This is a genomic window from Rhizobium sullae (assembly GCF_900169785.1).
Classification (GTDB): domain Bacteria; phylum Pseudomonadota; class Alphaproteobacteria; order Rhizobiales; family Rhizobiaceae; genus Rhizobium; species Rhizobium sullae.
In genome coordinates this window covers 129,458-148,843 of record NZ_FWER01000023.1, presented here as the reverse complement: position 1 = coordinate 148,843, position 19,386 = coordinate 129,458, and the positions used below count along the sequence as shown (strand labels likewise).

Below are 19,386 nucleotides of genomic sequence, written 5' to 3'. Positions count from 1 at the left end.
TTGTTTAAGCGCCTTTAACTCAAATTGTAGATAGTTCGCTGGGGCTGCTTGCAGGAGCGTGGTTGAGCCCTTACTGCACTATGGCATTGATAACGCAGCTGTGATTTTTTTAGGGATCGGTCCGCCAATTGGCTTGTTGTGAGACGTTCAGTGTGCTTTGCAGGTGCCAATTAGAATCTTTTGCAAATAGGTCGGCTGTGACAAGCAGGAAAATTGTCTCTGCCGATATTGAGGGAAATCAATTGGTTCGATCGAGTATTGTGTTGATCTGCCTCGCCTTGGCGGGCTGCCAGGGGCTGCCTTCGCAGGGGCCACATGCCGATACAATTAACAAGGATGCTGGGCGATCCGCTGCAGAAGTCGGCCGCCGTAACGCTGCCGTTTTTGATATCGTCGACGTTGACAGCCGCTCTGCCACTCTCGTTTCCAACTATGTGACGACTGCTCTGAATCGCCGTTTTGGTATCGGTGGTGGTGTTGGCCGCGTGGTGATCGGTGTCGGGGACCACCTGAAGGTTACGATTTTCGAAGCAGGCAGCGACGGGCTCTTCTCGACGACGGAATCGAAGCAGACGAACCTCGATATCGTAGTGCAGCCAGATGGTATGGCCGCAATTCCCTATGCAGGATCGGTCCAGTTTGAGGGCAAGACACTTGAAGAAGCACGTAAGGCAATTCTTGCGTCACTGGCGAACAAAGCCGTCGAGCCGGACGTCATCGTGACAAGTGTCAGCACCGCATCGCGAAACGTGACGGTTTCCGGCGAGGTCGGCAAGCCATCCCAGGTGCCGCTGAGCTTGGTCAGCGAGCAAATCACAGAAGTGCTTGCGAAGGCAGGGGGCTCGCAGGCGCAGCCCTACGAAGCCTATGTCACGCTCGTCCGCGGCAAGAAGACCGGCACGGCGCTTCTGAAATCGATCATCGAGAATCCGTCGGAGGACATTTACGTCCAGCCCGGCGACCGGATTTTCGTGTCGAAGGACCCGCGGACGTTTACAATTCTTGGCACTGCCAATCTCAATGCACGCATTAACTTCGGTGCGAACGATCTGAACTTGCTTGAGGCGGTAGCACTCGGTCGAGGTGGTAACGACCTGGCAACGGATGCAAAAGGATACTTCCTGTTCCGCTATGAGGAACCTGATGTCGTCATGAGCCTGCTTGGAAGCCAGCGGTTCCATGAGTTGCTGAACAAGGGGTTGGCGCCTGACAGCGTCGGCCGCTATCCGATCGTCTATCGTTTCGACATGAGTCATCCGGATAGCTTGATCGTCGGACAGACATTCCCGGTCAAAAATCGCGACGTTATCTACATCTCGCGTCATCCGGCCGTCGATATACGGATGTTCCTGGGTATTGTTGGACAACCGGTTGGTATTGCCGCGCAGAGTGCCGGGATTTACAACAACATGAACGATTAGACCCAGTTGCTGATCGTTGCTATGCCTATGGAAGGGTCCCATCAGGAAATGATGGCGCTCCTTCCTTTGTTTACAATCGGTTACGGTTGTTATTGAAAGTTACGGGAATACAACCACAGATACGATTTTTTCGGGTGACAAGCCGTATCTTTTATGATGTGAACCTTAGCTGGCATTGATAGCCACCCTCTGCCGACTACCGCCATAACGACACCGGGTGAACATGACGATTGAGATTATCGGGCGCGCAAGCGTTGCTCCAGGCGCTTCTTCCGTGGATGAACTGCGGCAAATTCTCGAGGACGGGAAGTGCACCGTCAGCGAAATCCCCGCCGAGCGCTGGCAGCTCGCCCGCTACTGGCACCCGCATCAAGGCATCCAGGGCAAGACCTACACGTTCGCCGCCGGCGTTCTCACCGACGTCTATCATTTCGATCCGGCTGTCTTCGGTCTTTCCCAGCGCGAAGCGATGCAGATGGATCCGCAGCAGCGGATCTTGCTGAGCCTTGTCTGGCGTGCGCTTGAGGATGCCAATCTTCCTGCTGCTTCCCTGAATGGCGAGCAGGTGGGCGTCTATGTGGGCGCATCGAGCCTCGACAATGGCAATCTGGCCGTCGAGGATCCTGCGACCGGCAGCCCCTATTTCATGACGGGCAATACGCTTTCGATCGTTTCGAACCGCATCTCGCATATCTTCGGGCTGCGAGGCCCAAGCATGACGATCGATACGGCCTGTTCGTCGTCGCTGGTCGCACTCGACCAGGCCGTGCGGGCGCTCGATCGCGGCGACATTGATACGGCGATCGTGGGCGGCATCAATCTCCTGGCGCATCCGCTTTCCTTCGTCGGCTTTGCGCAGGCTCGGATGCTGTCGCCGGAAGGGCTGTGCCGTGCCTATGACACGAATGGCCACGGCTATGTGCGCGCTGAAGGTGGCGTCGTGCTGGTGCTTCGCCGCACCGACAAGGCTCTGCGCGAAAGGGACCGCAGCTACGCCCGCCTTCATGCAACCGGCGTCAATTCGTCAGGCCGGACCAATGGCATTTCTCTCCCGTCGCGCGAGGCGCAGGCTGCCCTCCTGAAATCGGTTTACGAAGGCGCCAATATCGATGTGAACCGCATTGCCTTCATCGAGGGCCATGGCACCGGCACGCGCGTCGGCGATCCTGCGGAAGTCTGGGCGATCGGCAGCGTCATCGGCAAAAACCGCCGCGCGCCGGTTCCGATCGGCTCCATCAAATCGAACATCGGCCATACCGAACCGGCCTCGGGTCTCTTTGGCTTGCTCAAAGCCGTTATTGCCCTTGAAAACAACTTCTTGCCGGCAACTCTTCATATCGAACGGACCAATGAGGACATCGATTTCGAGAGCCTGAACGTTCGCGTCAACACCTCTGCGATCGAGCTGATGCCTGCGAAAACCCCGCGTTTTGCAGGCGTGAATTCGTTCGGCTTTGGCGGCACCAATGCCCATGTCGTCATCAGCGATCCGGATCCTGTCGCACCGCCTGAGCCGCAGGCGAAGGGTGATCGCGTCATCTTCATGGCAAGCGCTCACAGCGCCTCGGCACTCGAGGGCCTGCTTGAGGACTACAAGCAGCGTCTGGGCCAGGCCGAAACGCGGGAGGCGCGCCAACTCGTCGCTTCGGCGGCGGCGAACCGTGAGGCCATGCGCCACCGTTTTGCGGTCAAAGCGAAAGACAGCGATGCGGTGCTTTCGGCCATCAAGGCTCATCTCTCGGGTGAGCCGACAGCTGGCGAGCGCGGGGAGGTTCCTGGTCACGGCGTGCGGGTTGCATTTGTCTTTGCCGGAAACGGCTCGCAGTGGCCGGGCATGGGCGTGGACGCCTATCGCGAAAATGCGCATTTCCGCCAATGCTTCCAGTCCTACAGCGCGCTTTTTGAATATTACCTCGGCGAAAAGCTGACTGATCTGCTCTTTTCCAAAGACCTGCAGGAACGGCTCGCGGACACCAAGATCGCGCAGCCGATGTTGTTTGCGGTGCAGGCGGCATTGACCGACTGCCTTTCGGCGCAGGGTCTCAGGCCCGATGCTGTTTTGGGCCATTCGGTCGGCGAAATTGCCGCCGCCTACGCCGCCAAGGCGTTGACGGCCGCAGAAGCGGTGGCGATCGTCGCCAAGCGTTCGCAGCATCAGGACCTGCTCGCCGGCGAAGGAAAGATGGCAGCCGTCGTCATGAGCGCGGATGCCGCGCTAGCCTTTGCAAAAGCAAACGGTTTCGACGATATCTGCATCGGAGCCATCAACGCCCCGAATTCAGTAACGATTTCCGGCCCATCAGACCAGGTTCAAGCTTTCCGCGACGCCGCCCGCAAGGCGCAGATCGTGGCGCATGTGCTCGATATCAACTATCCGTTCCATCATCCGATCATCGATCGGGCGAAGGATGCATTCTTCGACGATCTGCCGGATCTCGAGCCGGATGCCGGCGTCGGCACGTTCATTTCCACGGTCACGGGCAGCCATGCAGATGGGCAGACGCTCGACACGGCTTACTGGTGGCGCAACGTGCGCGATCCGGTGCTTTTCAAGGACGCTTGCGAAGCCGCGATGGAAATGGGTTGCAACCTTTTCATCGAAATCTCGCCGCGGCCGATCCTGTCGAACTACGTGACGGACATCGCCAAGAATATTTCGCATCAAGCGGCCGTAATCCCGACGCTTTTGCGCGAAAGTGGAACCGGCCGCGATCCGGTTGCGCAGTCCTTCGCGCGTGCCGTCGCGCATGGCGTTTCTCCGCTTCGTTCACGCAATGCCGCCAGTCGCAACGCCTTCATTCAACTTCCGCCGCTGCCGTTCGAGAAGCTGGAATTGCGTCCACAGCCGACGAGCGACGAGATCGACATCTTCGGCCGCGATCAGCGTGTGCCTTATACGCTGCTCGGATGGCGGACCGATCCGAACGGATCGAGCTGGAAGAACCATGTCGATGCCAACCTAATGCCGGACCTTGCAGAGCATGTCGTGGATTCCAAGGCGATCATGCCTGGCAGCGGATTCATCGAGATCGCCGTCACGGCTGCTCAGCAGTATTATGATACGGACGAGGTCGAACTTGGAAATCTGGAGATCGTCCGTCCGTTGGAACTGCGGCAGGACCGCATCGCGGAACTTTCGACGGTCCTTTCTCCCGAAACAGGCAACATCGAAATCCGCTCGCGCGAACGGCTGAGCAATGACGACTGGACCGTTCATGCCGTTGCCCGGGTGCGCAAGACGATCGACGCTGTGGCCGATGAGCGCGCAGCTCCCGTCGCCGGCGAAGTCAAATCGGTCCTGACGGCGGAAAAAACGTATGAGACGGCTGAGCGCTTCGGCCTGCAATATGGTCCGCATTTCCGGCTGTTGTCCAAGGCCGTCGCTTTCGGGCACGGTCTGATAGAGGTCGATCTCAAGACGGCGAAAAAGGCCGCCCATCCTTATCTGCGCTACAATCTGAATCCGATGTCGGTCGATGCAGCGTTTCACGGTCTGGTGGCGCTCTTCGACCAGCTGTCGGGCGACCAGGCAGGCGCGCCCTATATCCCCGTGCGCTTCGGCTCGGTTCGCGTCAGGCGTTCCGTAAGGCCGGTCGTCAAGGCGACGATCGGGATCGAGCGATTCAGCCAGAATTCGATCAAAGCGCGTTTCCGGATGTTCGACGATGCCGGCACACAGGTCGCCGCATTCGACGATTGCCGCTTCCGCCGGACATATCTGAGGCGCCACCACACGCTGGATTCCGTTGCGTTCCACTATGAGAGCGTTCCGTCAACGCGCTTTGCTGCGACGTCCGAAATTCGTGCACTCCCGGTTATTGCCGGCGCCCCGGACGTGGCGCTCAATAACGCAACCCTTCTGCTCGACGCTGCCGTCTATCGGGCGTGTCATGAGATCGCGCTTGCGGTCGCGGCGAAGGATGGCTCGATTGCGGTTGGTAATCTTCCCGGCGATGCCGCGTTCAGATCCTTCCTCACCAGCTGCCTCTTCAGCCTCGAAGATGCCGGCATTGCCTCTTCCGGTGATGGAAAATGGATCGTTGCGACAGAATTCACGCTGCCGCCGGTAGGCGAGGTTCTGCGGGAACTCTATGGTGAAGATGCCGGCCGCATCGCGGAAGCCGTCCTCATCAACGATGCGCATCGAGACGCTCTCGAACAGATCGCAGCCCTCAAACAGGGCGCCGACATTCCGTCTTCGAAGTCAGTAAGCGAAGCGACGCTCGAACATGTTCTCGTCCATTCGCCATTGAGTTTGCGTCGCCTTTCCGTCGTAAGCGGCATGGTCGATAGCGTGCTGAGGTCGAAGAAAGGCGGTATCCGCCGGATCCTGGAAGCCGGGTCGATCTCGACCGCCTTCAGCCGCAAGCTTGCCCTCGCGGCAGCCGAACACGGCGCCTTGCTCGTCATTGCTGAACCGCGTGAAAATATCCGGCGCGCGCTGGAACTTGCCTTCGAAGACAGTGCGCATGTCATTGTCGCAGACCCCGATCAGGTCGGCGATCAGGCAGCCGTCGATCTGGTTGTCGCTGCGGGCGATCAGAGCCAGCAGTATCTTTCCAGCGACGAGGCGCTCCAGGCTGTTGTACGCAAGGCAGCGGCTCACGGCGCGGCGCTCGTCCTTACCGAGCGCGCGCCTTCCGCTTTCAACGACTTCGTATTCGGCCTGTCGGCCGGCTGGTTCGCAGGCAGCCAGTCTCCGGAATTTCCGATCGGAAAGCTCGGAACCGCCCGGCAGATCGAGGACCTTGCGCATTCGCTTGGGTTTGCGGATGCGAAAGTCGAGGAAGCCGAGTATCCGGAGGGCCGGCTCGTTTCGCTGGTTGCGCAACCGAAGGCGGTTACCGAAAAGCCATCGGCCGCCGGAGCCGATAATGGTCCGTTGCTTGTGATCGGGGAAGGCGCAAACCACGCCTCGGACTTCGGCGGGGTGGCAACAATATCCGTTGCGGCCGACCAGCCAAGGTCCGCCTATGCCGAAGCCTTCTCCAAATTTGCGGGCCAGCCGGTGCGTGCGGTCTATTATGCCGAGTGTGCATCGAAGGAAGACCCATCGAAGCTGTCACAGGATCGGCTCGCCACATTTGCGGCGTTTGCAGAAGCGCTTGCCGTCTACATGCAGTCCGGCGAGGCTGCGCAAAACAGCCGGCCGCAGCTGCTGATTACTGCGCCCGGCGGCTCGCCGCTTTCCGGCGCGGGGACCGACGGTGCGAACTCCGGACTTTGGGCCTTCGCGCGCGTGCTGCAGAACGAGTATGAATTCCTGGACGTCCACATGCTCGATGCGGAGGCCGGCGATCGCCGTCTTTCCAGCATCGTGAATTCGATCTTTGGATCGCATGGCGCAAACCGCGAATGGGTGCTCGATGCGGCAACCGGCGAAGTCCGTGAACTGCGCGCCGTTGCCGGGCCCACGGCTTCGTCTGCACGGATGACCGGCGGCTATGCCGCGGCTACGATCCGCCAGCATTCGGCCGGACGCCTCGACAGTGTTGCCTGGGAAGCTTGTGGCGTACCGGCCGCATCCGACGACGAGATCGTCGTCGCGGTCGAGGCAACAGGTCTCAACTTCCGCGATGTCATGTGGGCGATGGGCCTGCTGCCCGAAGAGGCATTAGAAGACGGCTTTGCCGGCGCCACGATCGGCATGGAGTTTGCCGGACGTGTTGTCGAAGCGGGCAGGGGCGTCAGCGATTTGGCGGTTGGCGACAAGGTGATGGGTATCGGCCCGGCCGCCTTTTCGACGCATGTGAAAGTTCGCCGGGACGGCGTCACCAAGCTGCCCGAGCGGATGGATACGGTCGCCGCAGCAACTGTGCCGGTCGCCTTCCTCACGGCCTATTACGCCATGGTCGAGCTTGGCCGCATTCAGCCCGGCGAGACGATCCTGATCCATGGTGCCGCAGGCGGTGTCGGCCTGGCTGCCCTGCAGATTGCAAAACTGAAGGGCGCGACGGTGATTGCCACTGCCGGAACGCTCGAGAAGCGTCGTTTCCTGGAAACGCTTGGCGCCGATCATGTCTTCGACTCGCGCTCCCTCGACTTCGTGACCGATATCCGCAGCCTTACCGATGGCGCCGGTGTCGATCTGGTTCTCAACTCGCTCTTTTCCGAAGCCATGGAGCGCAGCCTGGAACTCGTGAAGCCGTTCGGCCGCTTCCTGGAACTTGGCAAGCGCGACTATTATTCGGACCGCAAGATTGGGCTGAGACCCTTCCGCCGCAATATCAGCTATTTCGGCATCGATGCTGATCAGCTCCTCGTCAACGTGCCGGAACTCACGAAGCGGATATTCACCGAAATCGGAGAGCTGTTCTCCGCCGGAAAGCTGGTGCCGATTCCTTATCGCGCTTTCGGCTACGACGAGATCAGCAGCGCATTCCGACTGATGCAGAATGCCGGCCACATCGGCAAGATCGTTGTCCGTCCGCCGGTCATCGGCAAGGACAAGGTACTGCCGGCACCCGGCAAGGCGCTTCATTTCGGTTCCGATGGCATCTTCCTGGTGGCTGGCGGCATCGGTGGGTTCGGCCTTGCGACCGCAAACTGGCTGGTTTCGAAAGGCGCCCGGAAGATCGCGCTTTGTTCGCGCAAGGGCGTTGCCGACGACGAAACCCGCAAGGCGATCGCCGAATGGACAAAGAAGGGTGTCACGGCAAGCGTGCATGCTTGCGACATTACCGAAGAAAAGGCAGTCGCGGCTCTGCTTGGCGAATTGCGGACCAAGGCGCCTCTGAAGGGCATCGTCCATGCAGCCATGGTCCTTGACGACGCCTTGCTTTCAAACCTCACGGCAGAACGCAACCGGCCCGTCGTCGACGTCAAGATCAAGGGCGCCGAAATCCTGCACCGGTTGACGGCAGATGACGATCTCGATCTCTTCCTGCTTTTCTCGTCTGCGACGACCATGCTCGGCAATCCGGGCCAGGCGAATTATGTCGCAGCCAATGGCTACCTGGAAGGTCTGGCGCGCCAACGCCGCGCAGCCGGCCTTGCCGGTCTAGCGGTTGGCTTCGGCGCGATTGCAGACAAGGGCTACCTGGCACGCAACGCCGAGGTAAACGAGGTGCTTTCCAAGCGCATCGGCAAGTCGGCATTGAAGGCGGGCGATGCGTTGGAGCAGGTCGAGCGCTACATGCTCGCCGATCAGGGCCTCATCGAGGGTGCGACCGTCATGATCGCCGAGGTCGACTGGAGTGCCGCGCGACTCTTGCCAATTGCCGGGAAATCGCTCTTCGAAACGATCATGCGCCAGGCGGGAAGCAGCCAGACGGCCAATGACAGCGAAACCATCGACCTCGAGGCGATGGTTGCCGGAAAGACCGCAGATGAAGCCCAGGCTCTTCTCCATAAGCTGGTCGCCGCCGAAATCGCGGCGATCCTGCGTGTCACCGAAGATGGGATCACGCCGGAAAAGGTGCTGAAGGATATCGGCCTCGACAGCTTGATGGCGATGGAACTCGGTATGAGCTTCCAGCAGAAGACCGGTTTCGACATTCCGCTGAGCGGCATCAGCGATGGCACGACCATCGGCGATGTTGTGGCTCGTCTCCGCGAGCGCGTGGCCAGCCGTAGCAGTGGAAACGAGGGAGCAGGCGAAACCGAGCAGGTTGTCAACCAGCTGATCCAGAGCCATTCTGGAACCGTTCAGAAAGCGGCAATGTGAGATGACAAACAATCCAGACGGCAAGGCGCAGGACCGGAAAACGGGACTGCTCGATCAGATGCGGCACGCCAACGAGTCGTCTGGGAGAAACCGGGCAGCCCGGATGAGCCGCCATCCCCAGCCGCCGGTTCGCCAGGTGACAAGATTCGATGAACTGCCGGAATACCAGCGGGTGATGACCCAGAAGATCGGGGCGCAGATGGCCGGCATCGGCAATCCCTTCTACCGCTCGCATGACAAGGCGGCGGGTGCAACGACAGTCATGTCCGGCAAGGAGTTCGCCAACTTCGCCTCTTATGATTACCTCGCGACCAATACCGATCCGCTTGTCAACCAGCGGGCAAAAGAGGCGATAGATCGCTTTGGCATCTCCGCTTCGGCAAGCCGCCTGGTGGCCGGAGAGCGGCCCGTGCATGTCGAACTCGAACACGCGCTCGCCAAGGTCTATGGCGTCGATGCTGCGGTCTGCTTCGTCAGCGGCTACCTGACCAATGTCGCTGCGATCAGCTGTTTGATGGGTCCGCAGGATCTCGTGATCCACGACGAGTTCATCCACAACAGCGCGCTTGCCGGGATCAAGCAATCGGGCGCGACGCGTCGTCTCTTCAAGCACAATGATGTCGAGAACCTTGAATCTGTTCTGAAGACCCTGTCCTCCGACTTCCGGCGCATTCTGGTGATTGTCGAAGGCGTCTACTCGATGGATGGCGATATCGCCGATCTGCCGGCACTGGTCGAGCTCAGGTCGCGTTATGGCTTTTGGCTGATGGTCGATGAAGCGCACGCCCTCGGCGTGCTCGGAAAAACCGGCCGCGGCAGCTTCGAACATTTCGGCATCGACCCACATGAAGTCGACATCTGGATGGGAACGCTTTCCAAGACCACATCGAGCTGCGGCGGTTACATAGCCGGAAGCCAGGCCTTGGCGGACGTCTTGAAGGCGGAGGCCGGCGGCTTTGTCTATAGCGTAGGCCTGGCACCGGTGCTGGCGGCTGCGGCATTGGCCGGCCTGGAAATATTGACGAAAGAGCCGGAGCGTACCGCCCGGCTGCGGCGCAACGGCGCGCTCTTCCTCAAACTTGCGAAGGAAGCCGGTCTCGATACCGGCCTTGCGACCGGTTATTCCGTTGTCCCCGTGCTCGTTGGAGATTCCGTTCGCGCCGTGCAGCTGTCCAACGATCTTCTCGAAGAGGGCGTGAACGCACTGCCGATCATTCATCCGGCAGTTCCCGAGGGCATGGCGCGGCTGCGTTTCTTTATCACCTGCAATCACACCGATGAGCAGATTGCCCACGCTGTCGCCGCCACAGCGAAGCGGCTGAAAGATTTACAGGACCGCAATTTCGGCCTAGGTTCGATCGACTTCGAAAAGGTCATGAAGCTCCTGCCGCTGAACCAGATGGCGGGCAAGCCCTAAGGCAGGACGATGCAATGCATGTCATCGTAACCGGCGGTTCCAGCGGCATCGGATTAGCAGTCGCAAAGGCTTACGCCGCCAGAGGCGAACGTGTTTCGCTGATCGCGCGCGATGCAGCACGCCTCGACCAGGCGCTTCGAGACGTACGGGCTGTATCGAAGGGCGGAAGCGCTTTTGCCGTTTCGGCTGACGTTTCCAAGCATGAGGACCTGGCATTTGCGGTCAAAGCCTGTGAAACCGCAAACGGCTTCTGCGACGTGCTCATTTCCTCTGCCGGCATTGTCGAGCCGGCTGCCTTCGACGCTCTTTCGGCCGCCGTCTTCGACCAGCAGGTGACCACCAACCTTCTGGGTACGGCAAATGCTGCCCGTTCAGTCTATCACAGCATGAAGGCGAGGGGGCAGGGCACCATCATGGTGGTGTCGTCGGGTGCCGCGTTGATCGGCCTTCATGGCTATGCGGCCTACTGCGCTTCCAAATCGGCGCTGAACGGCTTTGCTGAAGCCTTGCAGGCGGAAGCCGTCGGAACGGGCGTCCGCATCTCCATCTGCTTTCCGCCAGATACGCTGACACCGCAGTATCAGCGTGAGATGACGATGCGGCCATGGCAGGCCGAAGTTCTGATGGGCAAGGTGAAGCCTTGGTCGGCAGAAGCAATCGCAGAGCGCATTGTCGCCGGTATCGACCGCGGCCGCTCAAAGATCCACTTTACGTCGTCTCTCATGGCGCTTGCCTATCTGGGCCCGTTCATCAAGCCGTTGCTTTCGCTCTGGTACCGGCATCGATTGAAGCGTGGCGCAAAGGAAACGCATGCGATGTCATCGACTGTGCATTTGAAGACAGGGATATCATCGGGCATTGACACGCCCAAGCTTTAATCGGATTTGGCATGTGTTGCCGGTAATAGAAAATCGATGGTTCCGTTGCGCTTACATGATGCCCCTTTTTTATTGGTTGCCTTCTGCTTCGCCCTGACGTGCATCTTTGTCTATGCAACGGACTGGTTCGCGATGCCGTCCGCCGTCTATCGCCAGAACAACATTGAACGAACGCCAGCACGCCATGCGCTCGATCTTGCCGCGCGCCTCCCTGTCATCGCTCTGGTCTTTGCGGGTTTCTTCTCGGTGACGTGGCGGCCGATCTACGCCATGCAGGCGACGATGAGCTTCTTTGTGATTTTCACCGGGATTTCGCGTGCCAAATTCAAGTTCATTCGCGAGCCGCTGATTTTCTCTGACATTGCGCTCGTCGTCGATGTCTTCAAATACAAGGAGATCTTCTACGCGACCTCGCTGAACATCTTCTTCTGGATGTTCTCGTTCCTTTACGTCTTCGGCGTGACCGGGCTCTACTTTTATTTCGAGCCGCATATCCTGCCTGACAGCGCACAGGCGTTCTGGGTGCTGGTCGGGCTTGCCGTTGCCTTCGGCCCGTGGCTGGCGCTTTTCTACGGTCCTGTGAACGGACCGGTATCGCGGGCCACGCAGCAGCTCGTCGGACCAATCGATATCAAGAAGAATACCGTCCGTTTCGGGACGTTCACGTCTGTCGTCCTGCATTTCATCATATGGCTCGGCCGCCGCCGCGAGAAGATCGTGCACGAGCTGTCCGAAATGCTGAAATCGGCGCTGCACGATCTTTGGGATCCGGACGGCGATGAGGAGCCGCCCCTCATTGTCATCTGGCAATCGGAATCCTTCATCGATCTTCGTCATTTCGAGGTCAAAAACCTTAAGCTTCCCAACCTCGATCGGCTGCGCAAGCGGTCAGCGCAATGGGGCCGTATGACGAGCGTCTTCGAGGGCGGTTATACGCTTCGCACCGAATTTGCAGTCTTAAGCGGCCTTCAGCCGGACGACGTGCATATCGATGCGAGCTATCCCTATCTGAGCGCAAGCCAATATGCGGATGTCGTCTGGCCGAACAAACTGAAGGAGGCCGGCTGGAAGACGCAGTTCATTCATCCTTACGACCGCACCTTTTTCCTGCGCCATAAGGCAATGCCCCAGCTTGGCTTCGATCACATGATGATGCTCGACGAATTCGATCATAATCCGGAGCGCGACGGCCCTTATGTCAGCGATCAGGCGCTGACGAAGAACGTGATCCGCGAGATCGAAAAGGATCCGGACATCAAGAATTTCCTGTTCGTTGCCTCGATGGCCAACCATGGCCCCTGGGAGGCTGGTCGGGTCGGTGATCTCACGGACCCTGTGGAGATCTATTCCGAGCTTCTTCGCCGTGCCGATCACGCGCTTGGAAATCTGGCCCATCACCTCGACACGCTGGACCGGCCAGTCTGGCTGCTTTTCTACGGAGATCATGCGCCGCTCTTGAAGGCTTTCGCTGATCCGTTTCCGGATCCTCGTACCGACTATATGATTGTGCCGCTTGGTCGCGCGCGCGCCCATTCGCAGCGTCCGGTCCCGCCGCGGGAAGAAGCGCCGTGGAACCTGCTCGGAACGCTGCTGCGCTATGCCGGTCTCAGCAAAGAGTTGCCGGCGGAATGATCGTGCCGGTTGGCTCAGAAGAGAAGGCGAAACGCGTCTTCCTGTTTCTCCAGGGGCCGTCGTCCATCCTCTATTGCCGGATTGCGGACCGTCTTGAGGCAGCTGGCTGTGCGTGCGTTCGCGTCAACCTCAACAGCGGAGACTGGCTATTTTGGCGCAGGCGTGGCGCCTTGAACTATCGCGGTCCCTTCGCAGCTTGGCCGGGCTATGTCCGTCAGCTCATGGCGGACCGAAAGATTACCGACCTCATCGTCCACGGAGAGGAAAGGCCCTACCACCGCGCTGCCATCGCCGAAGCCCGCGCGATGGGCGTTTCGGTCTATGCCATCGAGATGGGGCATCTGAGGCCCGACTGGGTGACGATCGAGCGCGAAGGTCTTTCGTCCAATTCGCGGTTTCCCGTCGATCCGGATCATATCCTTGCGGCTGCGAAAGGGCTGCCGGAGCCGGATTGGAACAGGCGCTACAGTCATACTTTCCTCTCGGAAGCGATCGCCGATCTGCTTTATTACCTGCCGACCGTCTTCTTCTCGCTCTTTTATCCCCATTACCGGCGGCACGGGCTGTTTCATCCGCTCGCCGAATATGCCGGCTGGCTGAGGAGGCTCGCAATGGGGCGAGGTCGCGGGCGCAAGGCGAATTTCGAGGTTCGCCGGCTGTCTTCCGGAGCCGCGGCCTTCTTCGTCTATCCGCTGCAGATTGAGACCGACTATCAGTTGCGCGCCCATTCGCCGTTCCACAGCCAGCGGGACGCCATCCGTTATATTTTGCGCTCCTTTGTTGGGCACGCACCGCAAGATGCGGAGTTGGTCGTCAAAATTCATCCGCTCGACAATGGGCTTATCGACTGGGGCGACTATGTGAATGCCACAGCCCGGTCGCTTGGCCTGTCCGGCCGCGTGCAGGTTATCGACGGCGGTGATCTCTCGGCGCTGATTGCGGCAAGCCGGGGCATGGTCACGGTCAATTCGACAGCAGCGCTTTCCGCATTGCAGGCAGGTAAGCCGGTGAAGACGCTCGGTGTTACGATCTACGATATCGAAGGGCTGACGGATCCGAAGTCCATCGATCGTTTCTGGCAAGATCCGCAACCCCCGTCGGCAAAGCTTCTTGAGGCGTTCATGCGATTGCTCGCCGCCTCCGTGCAGGTTCGCGGCAACTTCTATTCGAAAGAGGGAGCGGAGGCTGCTGCCGAAAGTATTGCCTCGAGGTTGCTGGCGCGAAATGTCAACGAGCCGGGCGCTTACGTCGAGCCGCCGATCCGCAAACATCCGATGAAAATAGACATCCCCTGACGCGTATCCGACAGGGCCTCTCTCGTTTGAAGCCAAGGGTTCAGAATTAAATTCTCAGTCAATGCGATGATCGGCATGACTTTCGATCTGTCAACGCCTTACAGCCGGATGCTGGCGACGTTTCTGTCCGGCATTGCAGAGTTCGAACGCGATCGGATCAGCGAGCGTGTGAAATCCGGTCTCGCAACTAAAGCTCGTGGGAAAAAGCTCGGGCGAGATACCGGCCAACGGCCGAAATCCCACGGGCTCACACCGAGGGTGCTGGCGCTCATTGACGAAGGTCTCAGCTATCGGTGGATCGCTCGCGACCTCGCCATCAACAAGAACACGGTCGCTGAGATAGCCATACGAAACCGACGCACTACGAATGACGCAATTTAGCCGATGCCGACCATCTGGTTGCCTTCCCGACAACGACCGGGTCGGGTGGAACTTTGCCGTCTGGGCCAGGCTACCGGAACGGGCGGGGAGCGCACAGAAGCGGACGTCCTGTCAGAGCGAACTGGACCGGCCTTTCTACGGTCCTCAAAAAGCACTGGCGTCGATTTGGGCAGCGACCAATCTTTGTAGGTGCCACAAATAACGGTCGCGAATACCGCGCGCCTCCAGTTGGACTATGGTGTTGTAGAGATACTCGGCTCCCGAACCCCAGTGTCCACAAGCCATGGACAACCTCTCGGCCGTCATTTCGAGCGAAATTTTTCCGATATATCCGCATCCGTTGCGGTTCGCGACAAAGGCGATCGCGCGCACCGACTGCCCACCGATTGCGACATTGAGCCACCGCGGCATGTTGGTGGGAGGCTTTGCACTCATCTCTCGGCGAAAGAGCTTGTTGAGTTGAGCCTGCGCTGTTGCGCTGGTGAGCCGGTACGCCACGCCTTTGCACTGGCCGCCTCGATCGAGAGCCATCATGAGGCCAGGCTGATCTTTGGTACCGCGCCATCTCGTCAAACTTAGGCAGAACGACCTGTGCCAGCCTCGAACCGTCCCGATCCGCTCTTCGATATGATTCACTTCCGGCTTCCAGATCAAAGAACCATAGGCGAAGATCCAAATGTCTTCCCCGTTCGGATGAGAGGCCAGAATCTGCTCGACAGCTGCGCGGTAGTCCGCATCCGTGTGGTAGACGAGCGCCGGATCCGGGCCAGAATCCGCAACCACCCGATGGACAAGGGCTACCTTCTCAGGAGTAAGCTCCATTGAATGCACCCTTCATTGATCACGACGGCCGCGGAGAAATCGCAGCGCCCGCAGAGACCGCGTGATTCCTTTTGTGGCAGACGAGGCTAGGCGTGTGACGACCCCGTGTGAGTTGAAATCACAGTAAAGTTCATGCGGGGGATTCCGCGATGGTATGTACTCCGAGAGGTCCACCACCGAGCCCTGCATCGAAAGGATCATGAGATCGCCTATGTCCAGGTGCGCCCGGTTGTAACTGCTCGGTTCTTCATCGCCTGAAATATGTTCTGCCGACGATTTCCACCATTTGCGTGATATAGTCATGGCACGCTCCGATTTGATTTCCAGTGGGATCATTGCACCTGCTCGTGAGAGGAGCGTCGGCTGGCGATTCGCGCTCCGTTAGAGGCGCGTTAAAACCGCCGTCGTAGGGCTGCGGAGCGCAAAAATCGGATGGCGGCTATCAGCATCGAGGTCTTGGGCGCGTTCAGCGTTCGAACAGAGTCAGGCAGAGCCGTTACCTTCGGCACCCGAAAGGCGCAGGCATTATTTGCCTATCTTGCATTGCCGCCGGGCCGCCGTCATGGCCGGGCTGCGCTCTACGGCCTATTCTGGGGCGAGCGTGAAGAGGAGCAGGCTCGTGGCAGCCTGCGTTACGCCCTCACCGATATTCGCAAAGGACTGGGGGAGTACCGCACCCTTCTGACTGCGGAACGCGACGCTGTCTGCCTGCAGGCTGACGCCCTTGCTGTCGATGTTTTGGAGTTCGAGCGCCTTGCCCGCTCTCGCGTGCCGTCCGAGCTGCGGCAGGCGGCAGCGCTCTTCAAGGGCGATCTTCTTGCTGCTCTTGAGATCCACGCGCCTGCATTCAATGAGTGGCTGGAGTTAGAACGCGAGAGGCTCCGCAGCCTTTTCGTCCAGGCAATCGACCATCTGCTCGAAACGGAGTCGGACTATGACCTGGCCCACCAGCTGCTAGCTCTCGATCCTCTCAGCGAGGGAGCCCATCGGGCGTTGATGCGCCACTATGCCGAGCAGAGCCAGTGGACGCTCGCTATGCGCCAGTTCGAGGCCTGTGCGGCCATCCTGAAGCGCGAGCTCGGCGCGAATCCGGAACTTGCTACCTGCAAGCTGCGAGATCGCATACTTCACCGTCGGCTTGACTCCGGTCGGCGGGCGCAGTCGCCCGCAGGCGGGGCGCCAATCGGCGGACGCCCGGGTGTCATGGTCTCCCCATTTGATGGCGTTGACGCGCACGCCGGAACAGCAGGCTCGGCGCCAGGACTGAGTGAGGCAGTCGCGACCGAACTTGCTCGATTTCGAGACGTTGCGGTTTTCCGGAGCAGTCCTGCTGAGGATGCCCAATTCGCGCTCGAGGGGGCCCTGCAACGGTTAGGCTCGCGCCTGAGGGTAACGGCGAAGTTGGTCGAGAGGGAAACGGGCCGTCAAATCTGGGCTGAACGCTATGACCGGGCGGCGGACAATCCGTTCACGATTCAGGACGAGCTAGCTGCGACAATAGCGACAACAGTTACTGCTCGCCTGACGATGCTGGTGCATGAGCGAGCGCAGCACCGGCCAGCGCAGGATCTGCGCGCTTACGAATGTTTCGTGCGGGGCAACCGATATGTGGATCAAGTCGACAGCCCTGAAGCTCAGGCGCAAGCGCGACACTGGTTCGAGAAGGCTCTTGAGATCGACCCGACCTTCGCGCGGGCGCATAATGGGCTGGCGTTCGCGAGCGTGCGTGCGTTTAACGCCGATGTGGGCGTGAAGTCATCAGCCAAGCTCGATCAGGCGCTGCGCCATGCTGAGACGGCGATAAATCTCGATCCCACGGACCCTAGGGCCCACTACGCGTTAGCGTACGTCTGCTTACAGCGCCAAGAGTTCTCGCGGGCAAAGCGCCACTATATTCAGGCTCTTCAACTGAATCCGAATGATCCGACAATACTGGCCGGATGGGGCTACGCGCAGGCTTGCCTCGGCGATGCAGATTCAGGCCTGAAGACATTGGAGTCGGCACTCCGACTCATGTCGGCCCCGCCGGAATGGTGTTTCATCTATCGGGCTCGCGTTCTACTTCTTGCCCATCGGCCGGCCGAGAGTGTGGCGCAGATGTCAAACCTCGCGCGAGCAGACGGCCCACGCGATCTCGCTTGGCATGCGGTCGGTTGCGCGCATGCGGGACGGCATGAGGACGCTAGTCGCCTCGCGGATGCCTTTGTTGTGGCGACACGGGCGGCTTGGCGCGGCAATGCCAGCGCGGGGGCGCGAGAGTTCGCTTCTTGGTTTCTGGATTCGGCACTACTTGCTCGCCCTGAGGATCGTGAATACCTGCGGCTTGGCCTCAGTCTCGCTGGTCTGCATGTGTGACAAGGCCACGGCGACCCACTCTGAGTGCCTTGTGCTGGGTCATTCAAGCCCAGGAGGCCGACAGAGTGGATACGCCATGTTGCCGCTTTTCCGGGAGCGGCTGCAACCCGTTGACGCGCGAGCGGCAAATCGGAAAACCGTGACGTCTGGGGGCTGAGAAGATCGGAAAATAGGCTTCCCAGTCTCCGGGTCGAACTCTTGAAAGTCGCAGGCGAGAGGTTTCCAAATCCAGCGTTATGTAAAGCATCCTACAGAGTCGACACCGCGTATTATCCGGGCGGCGGCTCCGCAATGTCGCCCCATTCATAGCCACCGGGGTGTCAACTTTCCACTCGTCTTTACCGAGCTTCATTCCACGTCTCTTCTGCGCGCTTCAGTTGTCTTCTGAATTTGACAGCTCGGCCCTTCGGTAACAGGCAACATGCGTCCGGCTCCTGACTTCCGAGCCTGTTACGCGGAGCGAGTGCAACGGGCCCGTTTTGATCCCTGAATTGTGATGTTCCGGAAACGAGCTACCGCCAGTCAAAAACCGCAAAGCGGATGTCTTCCTTTGGCGTGAAATTCATCCGCCTCAGCTCGAACGCCGTCGGGCCGGTCTTCTTGAGACCGCTCAGGCACAATGTCAGAACTGCGTTCGGATTCTCCTTGTCGATCGTCAGGTGGAAGTCTCCGATCGGCCCCTTCCAGTTGGCCCCGGTGGTCAGAATATACTCCACTTCGGAGGGTCCGCCGATATTGGGGTTTCTTTGCGGGTCTGCCTGCGCAGCCGCTTGTGCCTGCTTCATTAGCCGGCGGACGCCTGCCTTACCCTGGTTGTCAAGGCAGTAACTCTTGTAATCATTGAACTGGCTCTCGTCGAAGGAGGAAACACCGCCAGTGATCGGCTTGTAGCGATGTTCGACGGTGATGGTCTTGCCGGCGGGAAAGGTCTGCTCCCAGTGGAAAGATGCTCGCAGCTTCCAGGTAGGGTCGAAATCGGCCGACCGATTGCCGGGATCGTCTGCCTCAATGAGCCTTTGCTTGATGAGATGTTGCCGGACATCGTGCGGCAAGGCGCGTGTCTTTTCCTGCCATCCTGGAAGCTGCGCATTGACCGGCAGGCCAGCCTTTGTGATCGCCGCCGTCACATCGGCACCCTCGCCGGTGACCGCCTTCTGCTCCAGTTTTGGTTGGACAGGCCGCCCATCCACCGTCACGTGGAAGTCGACGAAATTCTCCTGGTCTTCCGCCGGCAAAAACACCATCTCCGAACCTTCGTTCTGATCGACCTCCGGTAGCGGAAAGGCGACCCGCGTCGTGATGTCCCGATCGCTCTCGTTGCGGAAGGCGTAGCGCACCCGGATTTGGCTTGCCGACAAATACAGATCTTCGCTCGCCATGACGATGTCTTTGGACGTCGTGAGTTCCAAGCCGCCGGCGCCGAGGACGGCGCTGGTGTCGTTGGCAAGGACGGAAGTGGGCACCATGGTGGCGAAGACAAGTGGGGCAATCAGCGCGGTGACGACGTTAGCTTTCATTT

The 19,386-nt window shown here is 59.5% G+C and carries 10 protein-coding genes; 8 read left to right on the top strand and 2 right to left on the bottom strand.

The features are described from left to right. The first annotated feature begins 242 nt into the window (after positions 1 to 242). The 7 genes from BN1800_RS21100 (at position 243) to BN1800_RS21070 (ending at position 14,690) form a co-directional block, all read left to right on the top strand. Positions 243 to 1,421: a polysaccharide biosynthesis/export family protein gene (locus tag BN1800_RS21100; RefSeq protein ID WP_087000772.1), complete on the top strand. Its 1,179-nt coding sequence runs from the start codon at positions 243 to 245 to the stop codon at positions 1,419 to 1,421. 223 nt (positions 1,422 to 1,644) lie between these two features. Beyond that, positions 1,645 to 9,087, top strand: coding sequence for a type I polyketide synthase (locus tag BN1800_RS21095; protein WP_087000770.1), 7,443 nt, complete (start codon positions 1,645 to 1,647; stop codon positions 9,085 to 9,087). A 1-nt stretch (position 9,088) separates the two neighbouring features. After that, complete coding sequence (locus BN1800_RS21090; RefSeq protein WP_087000768.1) at positions 9,089 to 10,504, top strand: aminotransferase class I/II-fold pyridoxal phosphate-dependent enzyme; 1,416 nt, start codon at positions 9,089 to 9,091, stop codon at positions 10,502 to 10,504. 14 nt (positions 10,505 to 10,518) lie between these two features. Beyond that, positions 10,519 to 11,382, top strand: a complete 864-nt coding sequence (locus tag BN1800_RS21085) for an SDR family oxidoreductase (protein ID WP_087000766.1) — start codon at positions 10,519 to 10,521, stop codon at positions 11,380 to 11,382. Positions 11,383 to 11,388: 6 nt separating this feature from the next. Next, entirely contained in the window at positions 11,389 to 13,014 is a 1,626-nt protein-coding gene (locus BN1800_RS21080) for an LTA synthase family protein (RefSeq protein ID WP_425299052.1), read from the top strand. Further along, positions 13,011 to 14,309, top strand: a complete 1,299-nt coding sequence (locus BN1800_RS21075; protein ID WP_087000762.1) for a capsule biosynthesis protein — start codon at positions 13,011 to 13,013, stop codon at positions 14,307 to 14,309. The genes BN1800_RS21080 and BN1800_RS21075 overlap by 4 nt, the downstream gene beginning before the upstream one ends. A gap of 75 nt (positions 14,310 to 14,384) precedes the next feature. After that, complete coding sequence (locus tag BN1800_RS21070) at positions 14,385 to 14,690, top strand: recombinase family protein (protein ID WP_210191286.1); 306 nt, start codon at positions 14,385 to 14,387, stop codon at positions 14,688 to 14,690. A 144-nt stretch (positions 14,691 to 14,834) separates the two neighbouring features. Here BN1800_RS21070 and BN1800_RS21065 read toward each other — a convergent pair whose 3' ends face one another. Continuing rightward, positions 14,835 to 15,512, bottom strand: a complete 678-nt coding sequence (locus BN1800_RS21065; RefSeq protein WP_087000758.1) for a gamma-glutamylcyclotransferase — start codon at positions 15,510 to 15,512, stop codon at positions 14,835 to 14,837. Positions 15,513 to 15,944: 432 nt separating this feature from the next. On the opposite strand from BN1800_RS21065, the gene BN1800_RS21060 reads away from it, so the two are divergent. Further along, a complete protein-coding gene (locus BN1800_RS21060) occupies positions 15,945 to 17,867 on the top strand; it encodes a BTAD domain-containing putative transcriptional regulator (RefSeq protein WP_087000756.1) in 1,923 nt (640 codons plus the stop codon). A 512-nt stretch (positions 17,868 to 18,379) separates the two neighbouring features. Here the strand turns inward: BN1800_RS21060 and BN1800_RS21055 are convergent. Next, positions 18,380 to 19,384, bottom strand: a complete 1,005-nt coding sequence (locus BN1800_RS21055) for a DUF4424 domain-containing protein (protein WP_087000754.1) — start codon at positions 19,382 to 19,384, stop codon at positions 18,380 to 18,382. Positions 19,385 to 19,386 lie beyond the last annotated feature (2 nt).